This window comes from Methylomonas methanica, assembly GCF_001644035.1.
Classification (GTDB): Bacteria; Pseudomonadota; Gammaproteobacteria; order Methylococcales; family Methylomonadaceae; genus Methylomonas; species Methylomonas methanica_A.
The window spans coordinates 25,952-43,558 of sequence record NZ_LUUG01000064.1 but is presented as its reverse complement, the minus strand read 5'-3'; the positions used below and the strand labels follow the sequence as shown (position 1 = coordinate 43,558).

13 protein-coding genes are annotated in these 17,607 nt (G+C 52.5%); 9 read left to right on the top strand and 4 right to left on the bottom strand.

The window, feature by feature from the left end; genetic code table 11:
• Positions 1-38: 38 nt before the first annotated feature.
• Positions 39-572 (top strand): hypothetical protein, encoded by a 534-nt coding sequence (locus tag A1332_RS10125; protein ID WP_064008371.1) that lies wholly within the window; start codon positions 39-41, stop codon positions 570-572.
• A gap of 890 nt (positions 573-1,462) precedes the next feature.
• Here the strand turns inward: A1332_RS10125 and A1332_RS10120 are convergent.
• The gene (locus A1332_RS10120; protein ID WP_197491434.1) at positions 1,463-2,224 is read right to left on the bottom strand and encodes an abortive infection family protein; all 762 of its coding nucleotides are present in this window, start codon (positions 2,222-2,224) and stop codon (positions 1,463-1,465) included.
• Between the two features lie 504 nt (positions 2,225-2,728).
• Between A1332_RS10120 and A1332_RS10110 the strand changes: the two genes are divergently transcribed.
• From A1332_RS10110 to A1332_RS10095, 4 genes are all read left to right on the top strand, one after another.
• Positions 2,729-3,610, top strand: a complete 882-nt coding sequence (locus A1332_RS10110) for an NAD(+) kinase (RefSeq protein ID WP_064008368.1) — start codon at positions 2,729-2,731, stop codon at positions 3,608-3,610.
• A 4-nt stretch (positions 3,611-3,614) separates the two neighbouring features.
• Positions 3,615-5,285 (top strand): DNA repair protein RecN, encoded by a 1,671-nt coding sequence (gene recN / locus A1332_RS10105; protein ID WP_064008367.1) that lies wholly within the window; start codon positions 3,615-3,617, stop codon positions 5,283-5,285.
• Positions 5,286-5,369: 84 nt separating this feature from the next.
• Complete coding sequence (locus A1332_RS10100) at positions 5,370-6,479, top strand: acyltransferase family protein (RefSeq protein ID WP_197491433.1); 1,110 nt, start codon at positions 5,370-5,372, stop codon at positions 6,477-6,479.
• Positions 6,480-6,495: 16 nt separating this feature from the next.
• Positions 6,496-7,464 carry a sialate O-acetylesterase gene (locus tag A1332_RS10095; protein ID WP_064008365.1) on the top strand — a complete coding sequence of 323 codons (969 nt, stop codon included), beginning with the start codon at positions 6,496-6,498 and terminating at the stop codon, positions 7,462-7,464.
• 46 nt (positions 7,465-7,510) lie between these two features.
• On the opposite strand, the gene A1332_RS10090 is transcribed toward A1332_RS10095, so the two are convergent.
• On the bottom strand, positions 7,511-9,118 hold the full coding sequence (locus tag A1332_RS10090; protein ID WP_064008364.1) for a methyl-accepting chemotaxis protein: 1,608 nt from the start codon (positions 9,116-9,118) through the stop codon (positions 7,511-7,513).
• Between the two features lie 322 nt (positions 9,119-9,440).
• Between A1332_RS10090 and A1332_RS10085 the strand changes: the two genes are divergently transcribed.
• Together A1332_RS10085 and A1332_RS10080 are read left to right on the top strand one after the other, a co-directional pair.
• A complete protein-coding gene (locus A1332_RS10085) occupies positions 9,441-11,957 on the top strand; it encodes a DUF2339 domain-containing protein (protein WP_064008363.1) in 2,517 nt (838 codons plus the stop codon).
• Positions 11,954-13,339, top strand: coding sequence for a DUF3999 family protein (locus A1332_RS10080; RefSeq protein ID WP_082879631.1), 1,386 nt, complete (start codon positions 11,954-11,956; stop codon positions 13,337-13,339). The genes A1332_RS10085 and A1332_RS10080 overlap by 4 nt, the downstream gene beginning before the upstream one ends.
• A gap of 129 nt (positions 13,340-13,468) precedes the next feature.
• Here A1332_RS10080 and A1332_RS10075 read toward each other — a convergent pair whose 3' ends face one another.
• Together A1332_RS10075 and A1332_RS10070 are read right to left on the bottom strand one after the other, a co-directional pair.
• Entirely contained in the window at positions 13,469-15,019 is a 1,551-nt protein-coding gene (locus A1332_RS10075; RefSeq protein ID WP_064008409.1) for a cation:proton antiporter family protein, read from the bottom strand.
• A gap of 27 nt (positions 15,020-15,046) precedes the next feature.
• Positions 15,047-15,367 (bottom strand): hypothetical protein, encoded by a 321-nt coding sequence (locus tag A1332_RS10070; protein ID WP_064008362.1) that lies wholly within the window; start codon positions 15,365-15,367, stop codon positions 15,047-15,049.
• Between A1332_RS10070 and A1332_RS10065 the strand changes: the two genes are divergently transcribed.
• Both A1332_RS10065 and A1332_RS10060 read left to right on the top strand, forming a co-directional pair.
• Positions 15,366-16,160, top strand: a complete 795-nt coding sequence (locus A1332_RS10065) for a phytanoyl-CoA dioxygenase family protein (protein ID WP_231890261.1) — start codon at positions 15,366-15,368, stop codon at positions 16,158-16,160. The genes A1332_RS10070 and A1332_RS10065 overlap by 2 nt on opposite strands.
• Before the next feature lie 244 nt (positions 16,161-16,404).
• A complete protein-coding gene (locus tag A1332_RS10060) occupies positions 16,405-17,532 on the top strand; it encodes an aminotransferase class V-fold PLP-dependent enzyme (RefSeq protein ID WP_064008360.1) in 1,128 nt (375 codons plus the stop codon).
• Positions 17,533-17,607: the final 75 nt, after the last annotated feature.

Here is a 17,607-nt window from a genome sequence, read left to right as displayed (position 1 = left end):
CCTCTACCGAAACGCCCAATGCCGCGGATACTAAAACCATGAACGACTCAAGAACCCGCCTGGACAAAATCAATACCCGGATCAGAAACAACCCGGTGCTGTCATTGTTGATCGCAGTCAGCACACTGGTTATCGGTCTTTCGACATTTACCAATGCCACCCGCAACCTGATGGATCTGTTGAACGGCGCCGAGCAGCGGCCGGCAATCAACGGACTATGGCAAGCCCAAGTCAGCTATGACTGGCCCAACGCCAATTATCAAGAGAGTTTCAAGTTCGCCGGCAGCGATACGCAGCTATATGGCAGCGCGACATTTACCGGCAGCCTAAACGGCATCTTGGAAGGCGAGATCAGGGGAGATAGCTTGCGCTTTATTACCAAAACCCCGGAATCGCTGGGTTCAGGCCCCATACAAGAGGCTATCCATCGTTATCAAGGCAAAATGGTCGGCGATGAAATTACATTCGTGATGCAAACCGAAGGCGGTTATTCGGCGCATGTGCCTATTGAATTCACGGCAAAACGAAGCGCCAACCCGGCCCCGGCCAAGTCTGAGCCGACGCAAAACTGAGCTTGGCATTATTGTCGCGAAACGTACAAGCTTCTTTTCCGCCGTTCAGGGTACAAAAGTTCCACTGATTGATTGTGTCGCCGGCGCGACGGCTGATTTTTATGTCGGGTCTCGGACCGACAGCCGAGATACTTTCACTACGAAAGCCATCCCTGGTTTTCGCCCTGCGACGCTCCAAGGACTGCTCACTCGATACATCCGTATACCTCGCCTTTCGAGTACTGCGCATACAAATCGGCAATCCTGCCGATTTGTCCGTTCAAAAGCGCCGGTGCTCGGCGTGGCATACGGGAGAAAATCCGTCCACAATTTCAAAGAAACCTGGTTTATTTTCTGATAGCACAGGCGTAGGCGTAGGGTGGGCAAAGCTTTTCTGCCCACCGTTTGATTCCGCTTGGGCATAAAAGCCGTGCCCATCCTACGCGACTGACCACCAGAGTTTGGGGGTGTTTCTTCGAACCAGAATTTTAGGATTTCTTGATAGTTGGGCATTGGCTTGTAGTTGTGTCGCTGGCGCGACGGGTTGTTTTAATGTCGGTTCGCGGACCGACAGCCGCGATACTTTCTTTTGTTTGGCCAAAAGAAAGTATCCAAAGAAAAAGCCACCCGAACACCGCTTGTTTCCTGCGCTCCTCGCTTTTGAACGGGGTTGCCTGAAGGGGCTTCCCAGCCCCTGCATGCAACGCGCCGCATCCCTGCGGCGCCCCTACGGGCTGATCCGTTCAAAAGCTCCGGTGCTCGGCGCGGCATACGGGAGAGAACCATACCGAACGTTAAAATAGACCTTGTTTATATTCTGGCATCGCCAACGTAGGCGACTAATGCTTTTCTGCCCACGAATTGAATCCGTGAGGGCACAAAGACAATGCCCACCTTATGCCACTGAAGGGCTAGGTTTCTGCTTCATTTCGTGCTGAATGTGTTGCAAGCAAATATAAGGCAAGTGCTCCTGCTAGATTGACAGCCAACTCAGCATGTCGAGATGCGGGCTTTGCTGCAACCTTTCCTTTGCCATGTGAGTCACTGAGCCGATTCCTTAACGCGCCCAACCCTTCCACTACAGCAGTACAACCGCCAAGAATCTGCTTGAACACTTGCTCTGTGTGTTGCGACGGAGCAAGCTTGAGTTGCTCAGCAGTCAGTCTATAAAGTCTGGTGAGATCAGGTGCGTCCCCGTACTCGACATTGACATCATCAAGGATATGTTTGCAAACTGACTCAAGCAGCGAACGGGCTGCAGTAATGGCACCTTCTGGGTCGGTCGACCTTCGGTCAAGTGCCTTCGACCATGCGGCCTGAACATTTGACGAATCAAATTTTTCAATAGCAAATGAAACTACTCCATCCGATGGGGCAAGTCCGCTGCGCTCAAGAACTTCAAGCATTGGCCTGAATTCGTTCCAGATGAACTGCCGCCGTTCAGCATACGTGCCGTACTCAACCTTGATGAACTGCCAAAACTGAGCGAGGTTACGGCAAGTTTTGACGAACCTCGGAACAACTGCATCAATCGACGGCTGCGAAAGAACAACCTGCCTGAGCCGCAGAAACTCGCCATCGTCTTCGGCATTGCCAGTGGCATGCGAAATAAGCAGGTTCTGAAGTGATAGGGCTTGTTCGTGTAACTCGCGCATGGTTAAAAAAAATAACAAATGATTAGATGGTTTCAGTATAACTTCCTGAATCGGGTGACATTCTTTTTCTGCTAATTTATATAACTTTCTAGCTTGAAGAACATTTCAGCGTGCAATTTGTTTGGCTGTAAATGAGCTTCGTGGACGAATAAAGAAATCGCCTAATTTTGGCATATCTTCGATAGTGGGATGAGTGAATCCCGCATGCCGCGCCGAGCACCGGAGCTTTTATCGAGATCAGCCCGGAGGGGCACCGTATGGATGCGGTGCGTCGGCGGAGGGGCAGGAAGCCCCTTTCGTCAACCCCCGGCGAAAGCTTCGGAGCGCAGGGAACAAGCGGCATCCTGGTGGCGTTTCTTTTGGTGACTTTCTTTGGCCAAACAAAGAAAAGTCACTCGGCTGTCGGGCCGAGACCCGGCATAAAAAAACAGCCGTCGCGCCAGCGACACAAAACAATTCAACGCTACCGAATAAAAACACAATCCCCTATAATCGAACTTACTCAAAAACAACACCCCAACCATGCCAACCCCCTTCCAGCGTATCGGTATCATCGGCAAGTGCGGCGATCCCGGTATTGCCGCGACGCTGAACGAACTTTTCCGTTACCTAAAAACCCGTGGTCACGACATCTTCGTAGATAGCCAAAGCGCGGAATTGATCGAAAACGCCGACATAAAGGGCGCACATATCGAGCGCCTGCCGGAACTGTGCGACTTGATTATCGCCGTGGGCGGCGACGGCACCTTTCTGGCCGCAGCCCGCGCTGCCGCGGATTTCGAGACGCCGCTGTTGGGCGTTAACCTTGGCAGGCTGGGCTTTTTGGTGGATATTTCACCGGAACAGTTGTCCAGCCGCCTGGATAAGATATTGGCCGGGGAATTCAAGAGCGAGCAGCGCCAATTACTCAGCACCCATATCATCCGCGACCACGAAATCATCCATCAGCAAACCGCCGTCAACGAGGTGGTGGTGCATCGCTGGGTAACGCCGAGCATGATCGAGATCGTCACCAGCATCGACGGCGTTTATCTGAATACCCAGCGTTCGGACGGCCTGATCGTCGCTACCCCGACCGGCTCGACCGCGTATTCCTTGTCGGCCGGCGGCCCGATTCTGCATCCGGCGCTAAATGCCCTGGTGTTGGTGCCATTAAACCCGCATACCTTATCCAATCGCCCTATCGTCATCGACGACAATGTCGTCATCGAGATCCGTTTCAGCCAGACCAAACAGATCAATGCGCTGGTGACCTGCGATCATATGGAGATTCCGGACGTGCGGATCAACGACAAAATCGTCATTAAAAAAGCGGCCAAACCGATTAAAATTTTGCATCCCGCAGATCACGATTTTTTCCATACTTTAAGAAGCAAACTTAACTGGAGCGGCTACCCCGCCTAAGGCCATGCTGTTAAACCTGAACATTATCGACCTCGCCGTCGTCGACGCCTTGGACCTGGACCTGGACCCAGGCATGTCGGTGCTGACCGGCGAAACCGGCGCCGGCAAATCGATTCTACTGACCGCCTTGGGCCTGGCCTTGGGCGACCGCGCCGATTCCGGCTATGTGCGGCCCGGCAGCAAGCGCGCCGAAGTGAACATCGAATTCGATTTAGCCAAAGCGCCGCTGGTTAAACAATGGTTGATCGATAACGAACTGGACGACGACGGCCAGTGCATGATCCGCCGCACCATCAGCGACGACGGCCGTTCCAAGGCTTATATCAACAACCGCCCGGTCAATCTGCAAACCTTGCAAGGCTTGAGCCGGCAATTGGTGGAAATCCACGGCCAACACGCCCATCTGACGCTGCTGGACAGCGAAGAACAACGCCGGTTGCTGGACGGTTTCGCCGGCAATCAGACCTTGTTGGATAACTTGAATAGCTGTTACCAAAGCTGGAAACAGGCACATAAACAACTACAGCAATTATTAAAAGCCGGCAGCGACCAGGCCGAACGTGAAGAATTGCTGCGTTACCAACTCGACGAGTTGCAGCAATTGGATTTGGAAAATTTCGATTACCAAGCCTTGGCCGACGAGCATCACAAGCTGGCCAACTTGGGCAAAATCCTCGGCGTCGGCCAACAGCAGCTGGATATTTTGTACGACAACGATCAGCAATCGGTCACGGACATGCTGGGCCATGTGATTCATGCCATCAACGAGTTGGCGCAATATGCTGGCGAGTTGAATGGCGTTTCCGAATTATTGAGCGACGCGGAAATCCAGATTGGCGAGGCCACCCAACAATTGCGCCGTTTCCTGGAAAATCAGGAAGCCGACCCGCAACAACTGACTTGGCTGGAAAATCAGATCGGCGTGATTCAATCGCTAAGCCGCAAGCATAAAATCCAGCCGGAAGAATTGCCGGAACTGGCCGCGCGCTTTGCTACAGAGCTGGATAACCTCAGCCATAGCAGCGAGCGTATCGAAAGCCTCAATGCCGATTGCGAGCGGCTATTAAGCCAATACCGCAAGCTGGCAGGCGAATTGTCCGCAAGCCGCTGTCAAGCCGGCGCGGAGTTGCAACAGCGCATTTCCAACGCCATCAAGGAATTGGGCATGCCGCACGGCGAATTCATCGTCAACCTGCGCTCATTGGAGGATGTCGAACCGCAGCGCAACGGTGTGGACAGCATTGAATTTTTAGTGAGTACCAACCCAGGCCTGCCCGCCAAGCCGCTGGCGAAAGTGGCGTCCGGCGGTGAGTTGTCGCGGATTAGTTTGGCGATACAAGTGACTACCAGTACCGACAAAACCACACCGACCATGATTTTTGACGAGGTCGATTCCGGCATCGGCGGCGGCATTGCCGAAATCGTCGGCCAAAAGCTACGGCGCTTGAGTTTGAACCGGCAGGTGTTGTGCGTCACCCACTTACCGCAAGTCGCCTCACAAGCGCATCAGCATTTGTTTGTCGCCAAAAATCAGAAAGCGGCGGTGACGTCCTCGACGGTTCGCCGCTTGAGCGATGAGGAACGTGTCAACGAAGTGGCCAGAATGCTGGGCGGCATCACCATCACCGAAAACACTTTGGCGCATGCGCGGGAGATGTTGGCTCTATCCTCGTGATCCAACCGGTTTTAGGCCTATGCATCTCAGAGAGTTTCTCAACAAAGATTATTTTTTAATCCCTATATGCAAACGGAAGGTCAGATGGCTGGTGAAAGATTAGGTTTCACGAAAGAGGGTCGCATCCCCGGACTAGACGCCTTGCGTGGACTGGCTGCAATCAGCGTAGCCGTATTCCACTATCACTATTATTACAACGCGGGCCCAGACTTGCTTGTATTGTTGCCGGTCTATAACGGCTCTCATTTTCTGGTCGAACTGTTTTTCGTACTATCGGGTTTTTTGTTGACGCAGGTCTACTCTAATAACCACAGCTACAGTGGCCTGGTGATAAGGCGCGTGGCACGGTTGTTCCCTTTGCAATGGCTCACCCTGTTGTTGGTTGCGATAGAGCAATACTTTTTCGCGGAAGCTTACGGCAAGCCATTCGTGTACAAAATCAATGACTCATATCATTTTTTACTGAACGTGCTTTTGATTCAACAGGTCGGCTTGCAATCCGGCTTTTCGTTCAACGGCCCCTCTTGGTCGATTTCCGTGGAATGGGTAGTCAACCTGCTATTTTTCGGTTTAATGCTTTCGGCAAGACTGCTATTGCCTTGCTCTATCTTAATAGCCGCTGGATCCGTTGTTCTGCTTGCCATTAGTCAGCCATCGCTGACAGATTTGCACTTATCCTTCGGATTTCTGGACACCGGCCTACTTCGCGTGGGTTTTGGTTTTTTTGTAGGCGTTATAGCAGCCAAAATCGTCATGTATTTCCAACCCCAAGTTAACGGGCGGTGGGACTTAGCAGCACTCGTCAATGCGGTTTTTTTAATTTATTTTCTCTCCTCTACGCCTGTCAACTCGTTGATGCCAGCCCAATTCGTGATCGTGGCTTTAGTGATGCCAACACTAGTGATAGCGTGTTCCAGAGGGAAAATCGTCGGCCGAATTTTGTCAATTCGCCCCCTTACCTGGCTGGGCGATATTTCTTACGCGGTTTATTTAATACATTTTCCACTGCTGATTTTAATTTGGGGATTTCGATTCAAGATACCAATCGCTTTAAATTCGGGCGAAGGTTTGGTTTGTTACACCGCTATTGTCATGATGGCCGCACACTTGGTATTTAACTATTTTGAGCGCCCGTCTCAAAAACTGTTACTTCGTTATTTGAGTCCGCGGCGGGCAGCGAGCAGTAAAATTTAGTTTAGGTGAGGGCAGAATGGGAATCCTCAATAGGAAAAGCAGTTTGAGATTCGGCGTACTCAAGCTTTACTTCATCCTTTGTTGTTTCCCAAGTATTGCCAATGCCGATATTGATTTATTCGTTATGGTCGGTCAGAGCAATATGCAAGGATACGCGGGCAATGCTGAGAAATTTCCTTGTGATTCGTTCGTTAAAGACTTGTCTATAGATTTTTATTACATACAACCGGTTTCCAAACGCCAACTAGCGGAAAAAGCTGAAGCGGAAACTCAACACCCAAGCGAATCAAATACGTCAATCATTGCATCGTTAGGAAAATCTTGGCGTAATTTCCGGTTGCGTTTGAACAGAGTTTTTGAATGTCCATCACCGCCCTTACCTTCCCAAGAGTGGACGTTTTTAGGCCCACAATGGAAAAGGTTTCCCAAGGGGCATTTTGGCCCTGAAATCAGCTTTGCCAGATCGATGGCTGATCAAGGGTTCAACCCGGCAATTTTCAAGTATTCCAAAGAATCGACCAGCCTCGCTGAAGACTGGTTAGGGCCAAATCAAAATGGCTTATATGACGATTTTGTGAAACATCTAAGATCCGCCATATCCAAATTAGCTGGGAGCGGTGAGCCAGTGCGGATCCGTGGACTGTTTTGGATACAAGGCGAGAATGACGCAATAACCCTCGAAAACGCCAAACTTTACCTTGACAGGCTGAACTCAATTATTCGCCACCTCCGCAAGGAAGTCATAGGTGATAGCGTTCCCATCATACTCGGCGCCGACGAAGCGCATCCCAGCATGCAAATGAATCCGCAAGTCCAGGCAGCACAACAGTTTCTCGCAGACCAGGAAGAATGTGTCGCCAGATCATCCATGCTCGGTCTGCAAAAAGCAGACTCGACACACTTAACGCCCGCTGGACTCGTTGAACACGGGCTGAGACTTGCTGATACACATAGGCAATTGACCGAGAAATGTGCTCACCGATAAATGTCACGCATCAATCAGTAAGGCACGTTGAATCTATCTTGCAAGACTATCGCTTAAACTGACTAACCAACTCATTCAATTGCACGGCCAATTTCACCAACTCGTTACTGGCGGCATTAGTCTGCGCGGCATCCTGAGCCGTGCGCTCGGTGAGTTGGCCGATATTGGTGATACTTTGCCCCACGTGCTGTGCAACACGGCTTTGATTGTCGGCGGCTTGCGACATCCGCGAGTTCAATTGGCGAATCTGTGTGACCCGTTCGGCAATCGCGCTTAAACCCTGGTCGGCGCTTTGCACTTGTTCGCGGCGCTGCTCGGCGCTGTTTTTGGCGTTGTTCATCACCATCACCGCGTCTTTGGCTTCGCGTTGCAATTGATCGATGATGCTTTGAATTTCCTCGGTTGCCTTATGCGAACGGGTTGCCAAGGTGCGAACTTCGTCGGCCACCACCGCAAACCCGCGCCCTTGCTCGCCGGCCCTGGCGGCTTCGATGGCGGCGTTCAAGGCTAACAAGTTGGTTTGCTCGGCCAAGCCTTTGATCACATCCAACACTGCGCCGACACCGTTACTTTTCTGATCCAGACGCTTGATGACTTCGGCGGCGCGGTCGATTTCATTCACCAGTTCGTTGATACCATTGATGGCATTTTTAGTCGTCGCCGCGCCTTGCGCGGCCTCCTGATCGGCTTCCACGGAAGCTTGAGCCGCACCGGTAGCACCACCGCGCACGTCCTGCACAGAATTCTCCAGTTCGTGAATCGCTTGAATCACCGTCTCGGTTTCGCTACGTTGTTGCGTGGCCGCTTGCGAGGTTTGCCTGGCTACTCCGGATATTTGGTTGGTCGCCGACGCCAATTGTTGGCTAACAGAAGACACTTGCCCCAAGCTACCGGCAAAATTAGCCAGCATGGTATTGAAGGATACGCTGACCTGGCCGATTTCATCGCCGGAATCGACTTGCAATCGTTGCCGTAAATCCGACTGTCCGGCAATGGCGTTAACCGTATCGCGCATGGCCACTAATGGATTGACCACAATCTTGCGCATCAACATGTTCACCAGCAACAGACCGCCGGCAAACATCACCAAGGAGATAGCCGACGCAACCACCAAATCGCGATTGATCTGCGCATCGAGATTTGCCAGTGAAAAACTCACCCGCACCGCACCCAACACCGTCCCCTCGCTCACCGCATGACAAGTCAGGCAGTTGGTGCCGCGAAAATTGGCGCTAGCCTTAACCGGCTCCAGCACGGTGATCAGGCGTCCGTTTTTGTCGTTACCCGGTTGAATGATGCTTTCACCCGCCAGCGCTCGATCATCCAGATTATCAACGGCTCTTTGCTCGGCTTTGCCGGGACCGTAAAAATCGGCAATCTCCTTGCCACGAATTAAACGCACTTCCGTGACATTGGCATGCGAAAGGGCTTTTTCCCGCAATACTTCACCCTGCGCCATCGCGCCGGTCAGCATCAGCGTATTCACGCCGTCGAAATAACTATTCGCAATATCCCGGGCTTTATCGGTCGCCAGCGTTTGTATCATGTCTTTTTGCCTTTCCGCCATAAACAGCGTACTGACAAACATCAGCAATAAAAACACACTGGCTATGCTCAGCAATATTTTGGATTGGATTGTGGAGTTCTTATTCATGAGATCAGCCAATGCATTGGAGTGTGTGGTTATACATCTTGGGTTGTCGGCAGCTCCTGGTAAATCTATATGTAATCCTAAGCTTACCCTTGTAATCCATGCATCAAGCATAGAACAAATCCTTGCCGCACGGGCCACATATAGCAATCAGAGTAACAAGCGGTTATCCTGAATAGTGACGCCGCTCACGAATACGACTACTTTTGCAAATTGACGCTTAACCTAGCGCGTCGCCGGTTTTGTGCAGAAAACGTGGCCGTAACCTGAAAAGCCTGCTCAATACCCAAATAACCCGCCGTTTGCCCAGCCTTGGAGAGTTGCCGTGGACGATTTTTTAGGTTTTATCGCGTTTATCCTGATTTTGGTACCCATCGTAATGATCGCGATGTTGGCCGTTTTAATGGGCCGCCAAAAACGTAATCAGGATGAAATTAATCAAACCTTGCGTAAGATAGAAGCGGCGCTGCGCGAAGACCGCAAACTGCTGCGCGAGCTGGCGAGGCCACAAGCGCCGACTGCGACTACCGAAACGCCGCCGCAACCCGCGCTATTCGAAGTGCAAACGCCGGCAACGGAACAGGTGCTTTTCGATATTACCGCCAGCCAGCTCCCTGCCGAACCGGCTCCGGCAACACCCGAAATAGCGCCAAGCCCTGCTGTAGAGCCACTCCAGGAAAATCCCTGGAATCAAGCTAGCTGGCAGCCCGCCGAGCCCAGCCGTTTCGAGCTGGCCGCACAGAAAATTCTCAAAGAAATCTGGAACTGGATCATCGTCGGCGAAGGCCATCGGCCGGAAGGCGTGGCAATGGAATATGCGGTCGCCAGCAATTGGTTGTTGCGTATCGGCGTGTTGATTCTGGTCACCGGCATCGGCTTTTTCCTGAAATATTCCATCGATAACGGCATGCTCGGCGAGCAGGCGCGGGTGGCGCTATCGGTGCTGGCCGGTGTGGGCATGATCATCGGCGGCGTGCGCTTGGTCGGCGGCAACTACCATTTGTTCAGCCAGGGTTTGCTGGGCGGCGGTATCGCGGTGTTGTATTTCAGCGTGTTCGCCGCGCATAGTTTTTACCATCTGCTTGAGGTGTACCCCACCTTCGCGCTGATGATACTGGTCACCGCCTGCGCCGCGTTTTTGGCGATCAAGCTGGACTCCATGTTGGTCGCTATCTTTGCGATCATCGGCGGCTATTGCACGCCCATCATGCTCTCCACCGGTCAGGTCAATTTCCCCGGTTTGTTTAGTTACATGTTACTGCTGGGCACCGGCATCCTGGCGATCAACTGGTACAAGCAATGGCATTTATTAAATTTCCTGAGCTTTTTCTTTAATTACCTGTTGTTCTTCGGCTCGATGCAGAATTATCAGGTCGAGTATTTTTGGCAGGTATTGCCGTTCTTGACCGGCTTTTTTGTGCTGTATTCCACCACGGTGTTTTTGTTTTGCCTGGTCAACCAAACCAAATCGACTCTGCTGGATTTAATCGGCTTGATCGTCAACGCCGCGATCTACTTCGGCACCGCTTACCATTTGATCGACGACGCTTACGGCCAAATCTGGACTGCATTATTGACCGTGGCGCTAGCGGCATTTTATGTCGGCCATGTCTATTACTGTCTGGCGCGGAAGGTGGCGGATAAAGAGCTGTTGATCAGCTTCATTGGTTTGGCGGCGTTTTTTGTGACCATCACCCTGCCCTTGCTGTTGTCCAATCAATGGATTACTGTCAGTTGGTCTCTACAAGCCCTGGTGATGCTATGGATGGCGGGCAAACTAAGGAGCGCGTTTTTAAAGCAAGTGGCGTATCTGCTGTATGCCCTGGTGCTGGTGCGTTTTTGTTTCATCGACTTGCCCGGCCAATACGGCATGCAAATGGATAGCCAGCAATCGTTCGGCACCTTCTTGCTGGGCTTGCTGGAACGGGTAATCAGCTTCGGCATCCCGATATTGTCGCTGGCATTGGCCTATACGCTGATCGAAAAGCCGGCGCCTGCTTCACCGCTGGCTTGCGCTGCCGGAAACGATGTACCGCTATGGCTAAAAGACAATCTGCTGCTGCAAATCATCCTGCTGGTCGGCGGCGGCCTGTTGTTTATCGTGCTGCAATTGGAGTTGTTCCGCAGCTTTGCCTATCTTTATCCGCCCTTGCAATTACCGGTATTGACGTTGATTTGGCTGGCGCTGTGCTGGCTGCTTTTATCCCGCTACGTAGCCGGCGCCGGGTACTGGCTGCTACAAGCGATGCGGCTGTTCCTGATCGGCGTGTTCGTTAAAATGCTGCTGTTCGATCTGCCGTCCTGGGATTTGACTTTGGGCCATATCGCGGTCGGCGACAGCGTTTGGACCCTGCGTTACGGCGGCGGCTATTCGTTCGAACTGGCCTTGATGCGCTTGCTGGATTTTGCCGCGACCATAGGCTTTTTGCTGTTTGCCTTGCGCCGCTTATCGGACAGTACAGCCGACACCGGCAACATCCGCCACTGGCTGGGCGGCGCGGCCCTGGTCTTGCTGTTTACCTTTTTAAGCCTGGAAATTAACTCGCTGCTGTATCAATATGTGCCGGGTTTACGCTCCGGCGGTGTGTCGATCTTGTGGTCGATATTTGCGTTGACGCTGGTGTTTAACGGCATCAAGCGGCAAATCTCCAGCTTGCGCCTGGTCGGTCTGGCGCTGTTTGCGCTAGTGGCCTGGAAGGTGTTTTTTATCGATCTCGCCCGACTAGAACAAATTTACCGGATCGTCGCCTTTATCGTGCTGGGCATGCTGGCGCTGGGCGGCGCGTTTTTTTACATGCGTTATCAACAAACTTTTATCGGCAATACCGACCAAAAAACATGATCATGATCGCCAAATTTGCAGTATTGGGTTGCCTGTTGTTTGCTCAGGCGCAGGCCAACGAAGCACCCGCTTACCGGTTTAGCAGGCCCGTGCTAACGCCCGATAGCTCGCAACAAAGCTTGCTGGCCGTGCCGCTGGACAGCGCGGTTTACGCCAACAGCGCCGCCGATTTTCGCGACCTGCGCCTGACCGATCAAAACGGCATCGAAACCCCGTATTTGCTGCAAAAAATCGCCGGCCAAAAAACCGTAAGCCGCCGCCAACCGGCCCGTAGCGAAACGGTGGACTTGCAAAAATTCGGCGACGAAGGCTTCGTAATCACCGTAAAGCTGGACAAAAACGCGGCCAACGCCGACGGCTTGAGTCTGGTCACCAGCCAACACGATTTTGAATACGCCTTGCAAATCCACGGTTCCAACGACGGCGAAAACTGGCAGCTATTGGTAGATAAATCGCTGATTTACGATTACTCGCGCTACATGAGCGTCGGCAACCGCGACGTCTCCTTACCCGCCAACAGCTTCCGCCAGTTCAAAATCGTCGTCGCCAAAGCCAATCAAACCCGCGTTGCCGAACTATTGGAATTGACCCGCACGCTACGCGGTAACGAGGAAGTGCAGCGCGAAGAGTCAACACAATTGCAAACCGAAGCGCTACATGTCGAGCGCATCGACCTATGGCATCTCAACAGCGAAACGCTGGCGGCGGACTATCAAGCCTTCGATTACCCGGTCAGCAGCTTCAAAATCAGCCAGGATGCGGAACATAAAACCAGTGTGGTCGACATCGAAACCCTGCGGCAACCGCTGACCGGCTTTAACCTGCAAATCATGACGCCGAATTTCAGCCGGGGCGCGGAAGTACAAATCCCGCTTCAACAAGGCATAACCACCCAAATGCAGACCATCGGCAGCGCCACGCTGGAAGCCTTGCATTATCAAGACATCAACCGCGACCAAACCGGTATTTCCTTCCCGGAACAACGCCAGGCGCATTACCGTATCCTGATCCGCAATCAAGATAATCCTATCTTGCATATCAACACCATTACCGGCAGCGGGCTTGGTTATCAATTGTTGTTTCTGCCGCAAGCCGGCGTAAGTTATCGCTTGCAGTATGGCGCCGATCACGTCGAGGCCCCGCGCTACGATGTCGCACCGATCCAGGAGCTGCTGCGCCGAGGCTATCAAAGCACGCTCGCCGGCTTGGGCCCGGAAACCGCGCTGGCGCCTGAAGAGGAAAAGTTCGATTTTGCCAAGCTATTGAATAGCCACCTATTCCTCGGTTTGGCGATCAGCTTGATGGTGCTGGTGCTGGCGTGGAGTTTATTTAAAGTCGGCAAGCGGCTGGGCGATATGCCCGATTCCGGCAAGCCGGAATAAGCACACGGGACTTCTGAAAATTAAAAAACCCCTTCTCCCTTCGGGAGAAGGTTGGGATGAGGGTATTAAAATCAATTATTTACATCCCTCACCCTGCCCTCTCCCATGGGGAGAGGGTTCTATTTTGGCTTATTTCAGCCGGCTTGCTTCGTCACTCTCCAACATCAGACGCGCCAGGCGGTTACCGGCCTCAATCAAAGGATGAATCACAACATTGGCCCCCATACTTAATAATTGCTGCTCTTCCACACCGTGATAACAAATACTGCTGATTTGCCCGGTGAAACCGCGCTTTCTAAGCTGGGCCACGGCAGTCAGGCGCACTTCAAAAGCCGGTACGGTGAGGAAAATGCCTTTGACTTTATGTAAGGGTAAACCGGTCCATAATTCGGTATCTTCGGCATCGCCGTAGACCACTCGCCGACCAGCGGCAAGATGATATTCCAACACAGTAGGGTCGGCATCCAAACCAACCACGCGCTGCTCCTGCTGACACAAGGTTTTATACACCACCCCACCGGTCCGTCCCATGCCTATCACCAGCCATTCGGCGGCGCCGAATGAATCCGGTAAGCGGTCCGGATGGTCGGACTTTCGTTCGAGGCGCACCAATACCGGCTCGGCCCAGGAGAACAGCCTATGCGAATAACGGTTTAACGGCGCGGCAATCGCCAACGAACCGGCCACCGCCAGACTGATAATGGCGTTCCATTCCGCCGGCAATAGTTGGGCTTTTACCACCGCACCGGTGGTAATCAGCGCAAACTCGCTGTAGGTCATCAAGGCCAAAGACGAGACGAATGCGGTGCGCGCCCTGAGTCCGGCCACCACAAATAAACCAAAGAACAGTGCACCTTGCAGCGGCAACAAAGCCAGCAATTGCAAGGCATCTATGATCTGCTCGCGATTCGGTAAATCGCTGACGCCGATCTGCAAGAAAAACGCGACCAAAAACAGCTCTTTCAAGCCCCACAGCCTATCGCTTAACTCCTTTATCCTGGGATGATTAGCCAACATGACGCCGGTTAACAAGGCGCCAATATCGGCGGCAATGCCTACGCTTTCCGCTGCGACGCCACCCGCCAATGCCAGCGTCACGCCCAGCAACAGCTTCAGTTCAGAGGAGCGGCTGACCGATAACACCCGATGTGCAATCGGCCGCAACAGCGGTAATAACAATAAAGCCAGGGCCCAAGGCGTCGGCTGCTTGCCTTCGGCCAGCGCCAGCAGCCCGATCGCCACGATGTCCTGCAAGATCAGGATACTCATCACATCCCGGCCGTGCAGCGAGGACAACTCGCCGTTATCTTCCAGCACCTTAAGAGCCAACACCGTGCTGGAGAACGCCAAACTGATACCCAGCACCAAGCCGCCGGTCATATGCTCGTCCAGCCAAAAAAATACCAAAGCGGAAGTCATCGCCATTAACAACAAATGCGAGCCGCCGACGCTAAGCACCTCGCGGCGAATCAGCGAACTGGGCTTGAGCTTCAAACCGACCGAAAACAGTAGTAATTCGATACCGATCTCAGCCAAATGGTGAAGATCGGGGAGCACCGCAATGTCCAGAGCATGCAATACATAACCGGCCACCAGGTAACCAACCAGCGGCGGAAAAGACAGGCGGCTGGCCACCAAACCAGCGATATATGCCGTGCCAATCCAGATTAATTCCATCATATCCATCAACCAAAATAAAAACGCCGTTTAATATATTAGGATCGTAACCTGTTTTAAAAGCCTTCCGGTCATTTTTTCCGGCTGCGGCGGATAGACGCTGCCCTTTGGGTTTATTTCTCTGGCCGAATAGGCTGAACCAGCACAGCACTGTCGGCTGACGCTAACCAGTTGATAGCGCTGAAGACCGCCGGCTAGACTGACAACCCAATTGAAATATCGAATTGCCGGCGATATAAAATAGGTAATCAATGCAATTTGTAGCCAAAAACCGGCGAATGGCTTATCGGCATAAACCTCAAAGTAGATTGCCGCGATTAAATCATTCTCAGCAATGAACGGTAAAAACATGGAATCAGCGGAAACCTACCGGCAGCAAGGATATCTAGTCGTCAAAGCGCTTTTCAGCCCCTCGGAAGTCGATGCCTTGAGCAAAATCGTCGATCGAATTCATGGGCAATGGCTAAAAGAAAACCATAGCAGTTACATCGAACAAAGGCTGGTCAACATGCATTCGCTGACCCATCCGCGTTATTTCGAACAACATCACGCCGAAAGACTGCGCTTCTTTCAACTCCTTAGTGCCAAACAGCTTACGACACTGTTAGCCGATCTATTTGGCGAGGAGATTTATTTCCACAACACCCAGCTTTTCTTCAACCCCCACCAAAATAGCCGCCAGCCCTATTGGCACCGGGATATGCAATACAGCCCGATTGACGACGCCGATTTGCAAGCCGAGCAGCCCAATATCCTGGCTTTGCATATTCGGATACCGCTGTTACCGGAAACCGGCATCGAATTGATACCCGGCACCCACCAACGCTGGGATACCGAACTGGAAAGAAATGTCAGACTGGAACTTAACGGCCATACCAACAGCGAGTCACTGCCGAACTCAGTACTAATCGGCCTGGAGCCGGGAGATATTTTGATTTTTGACGCGCAAATGCTGCACCGGGGTAATTACCAGCTAAATCCTTGCAGAAAAGCCCTGGATCTTTGCGTCGGCAGGCCGCACCGCTACACCGCGCAATATCTTGATACCGACAATCTGCCGACATCCGCCGAACTGGATACCATAGAGAATAAGCAATGGTACAGACTGGCGCGCACGATGCTGATACAACCCAGACAGTCCTGACTTTGCAAACGTCAAACCAAGCGATTTAGTTATTTTTAGGGACTTCCAAGCATTGAAAACACCTTATCCCGCCTCGAGAAGCTTGGGATGAGGGGATTTTTTGCAGGTTCCCTTTGGCTTCGTTCGCGTTGGTACCTAAAAACATAGCCTTCGTCCCGATCACGATCAGGCCTAAAACGGCCAAGCCGGGAAACAGTCGATAAATTATACTGATCGCACTTCAAATTGCGGCGCGGTAAAACTTATGAGACATCCGGAATTCCCCCTAATCGACGACTTGATCTACCTCAACCACGCTGCAGTGGCCCCTTGGCCGAAACGCACCAGCGCGGCGGTGATTCAATTTGCCGAACAAAACTGCCAATTCGGCTCGCATTACTATCTGGATTGGTTGAAAAAGGAAAATGAAATCCGCCGCCAATTGCAGACCTTGCTCAATGCACCTTCGGCCAACGACATCGCACTGGTGAAAAACACCTCGGAAGCGTTGTCTTTCGTGGCTTTTGGCTTACCCTGGCAGGCCGGCGACAACATTGTCTCCAGCAACCAGGAATTTCCCTCCAACCGCCTGCCCTGGCAAGCCTTGGCCGAACGCGGCGTGGCATTTAGAGAAGCCGATTTGCACAGCGCCGACACGCCTGAAGACGCCTTGTTTGCGCTGGTGGACAGCGCCACCCGTTTGCTGACTATAAGTTCCATTCAATTCGCTTCCGGCTTGCGTATGGACCTGGAACGCATCGGCGACTTTTGTCGGCAGCGCGGCATTTTGTTTTGCATCGATGCCATTCAAAGTCTGGGCGCGGTGCAGTTCGACGTGCAAGCCTATCACGCCGACTTCGTGATGGCCGACGGCCATAAATGGCTATTCGGCCCGGAAGGCCTGGGGGTGTTTTACACCAACCCGGCGACCCGCGACCGGCTCAAGCTCAGCCAATACGGCTGGCATATGATGAAAGACACGCATAACTACGAAAACCTACCTTGGGAGATTCACCCCGGCGCCCGACGCTTCGAATGCGGCAGTCCGAATATGCAGGGGATACACGCCTTGTCCGCCAGCTTATCTTTGCTGCTGGAAACCGGCATGGCAACAGTCGAAGCCCTGGTTCTGGAACGCAGCGACTACCTGCGCGACGCCATCAACGCCAACGACGAACTGATTTTGCTGTCTGAGCGACACAGCCGTTTGAAATCCGGCATCGTCAACTTCAAACACCGGCGCATAGACAACGACGTGCTCTATAAACACTTACAGAAAAATGGCGTGGTCTGCGCGCTGCGCGGCGGTGGCATAAGATTCTCCCCGCATTTTTACAACACATTGGCGGAACTGGATCGGGCGTTGGAGCTGGCTACGGCCATTCCTAAATAGGCATTTGCAGCAATGATCTTATTGATAGCCTTTGGGAGTAAGACGGGGCGCAAGTCATAGCCAATCGCGTTGCAG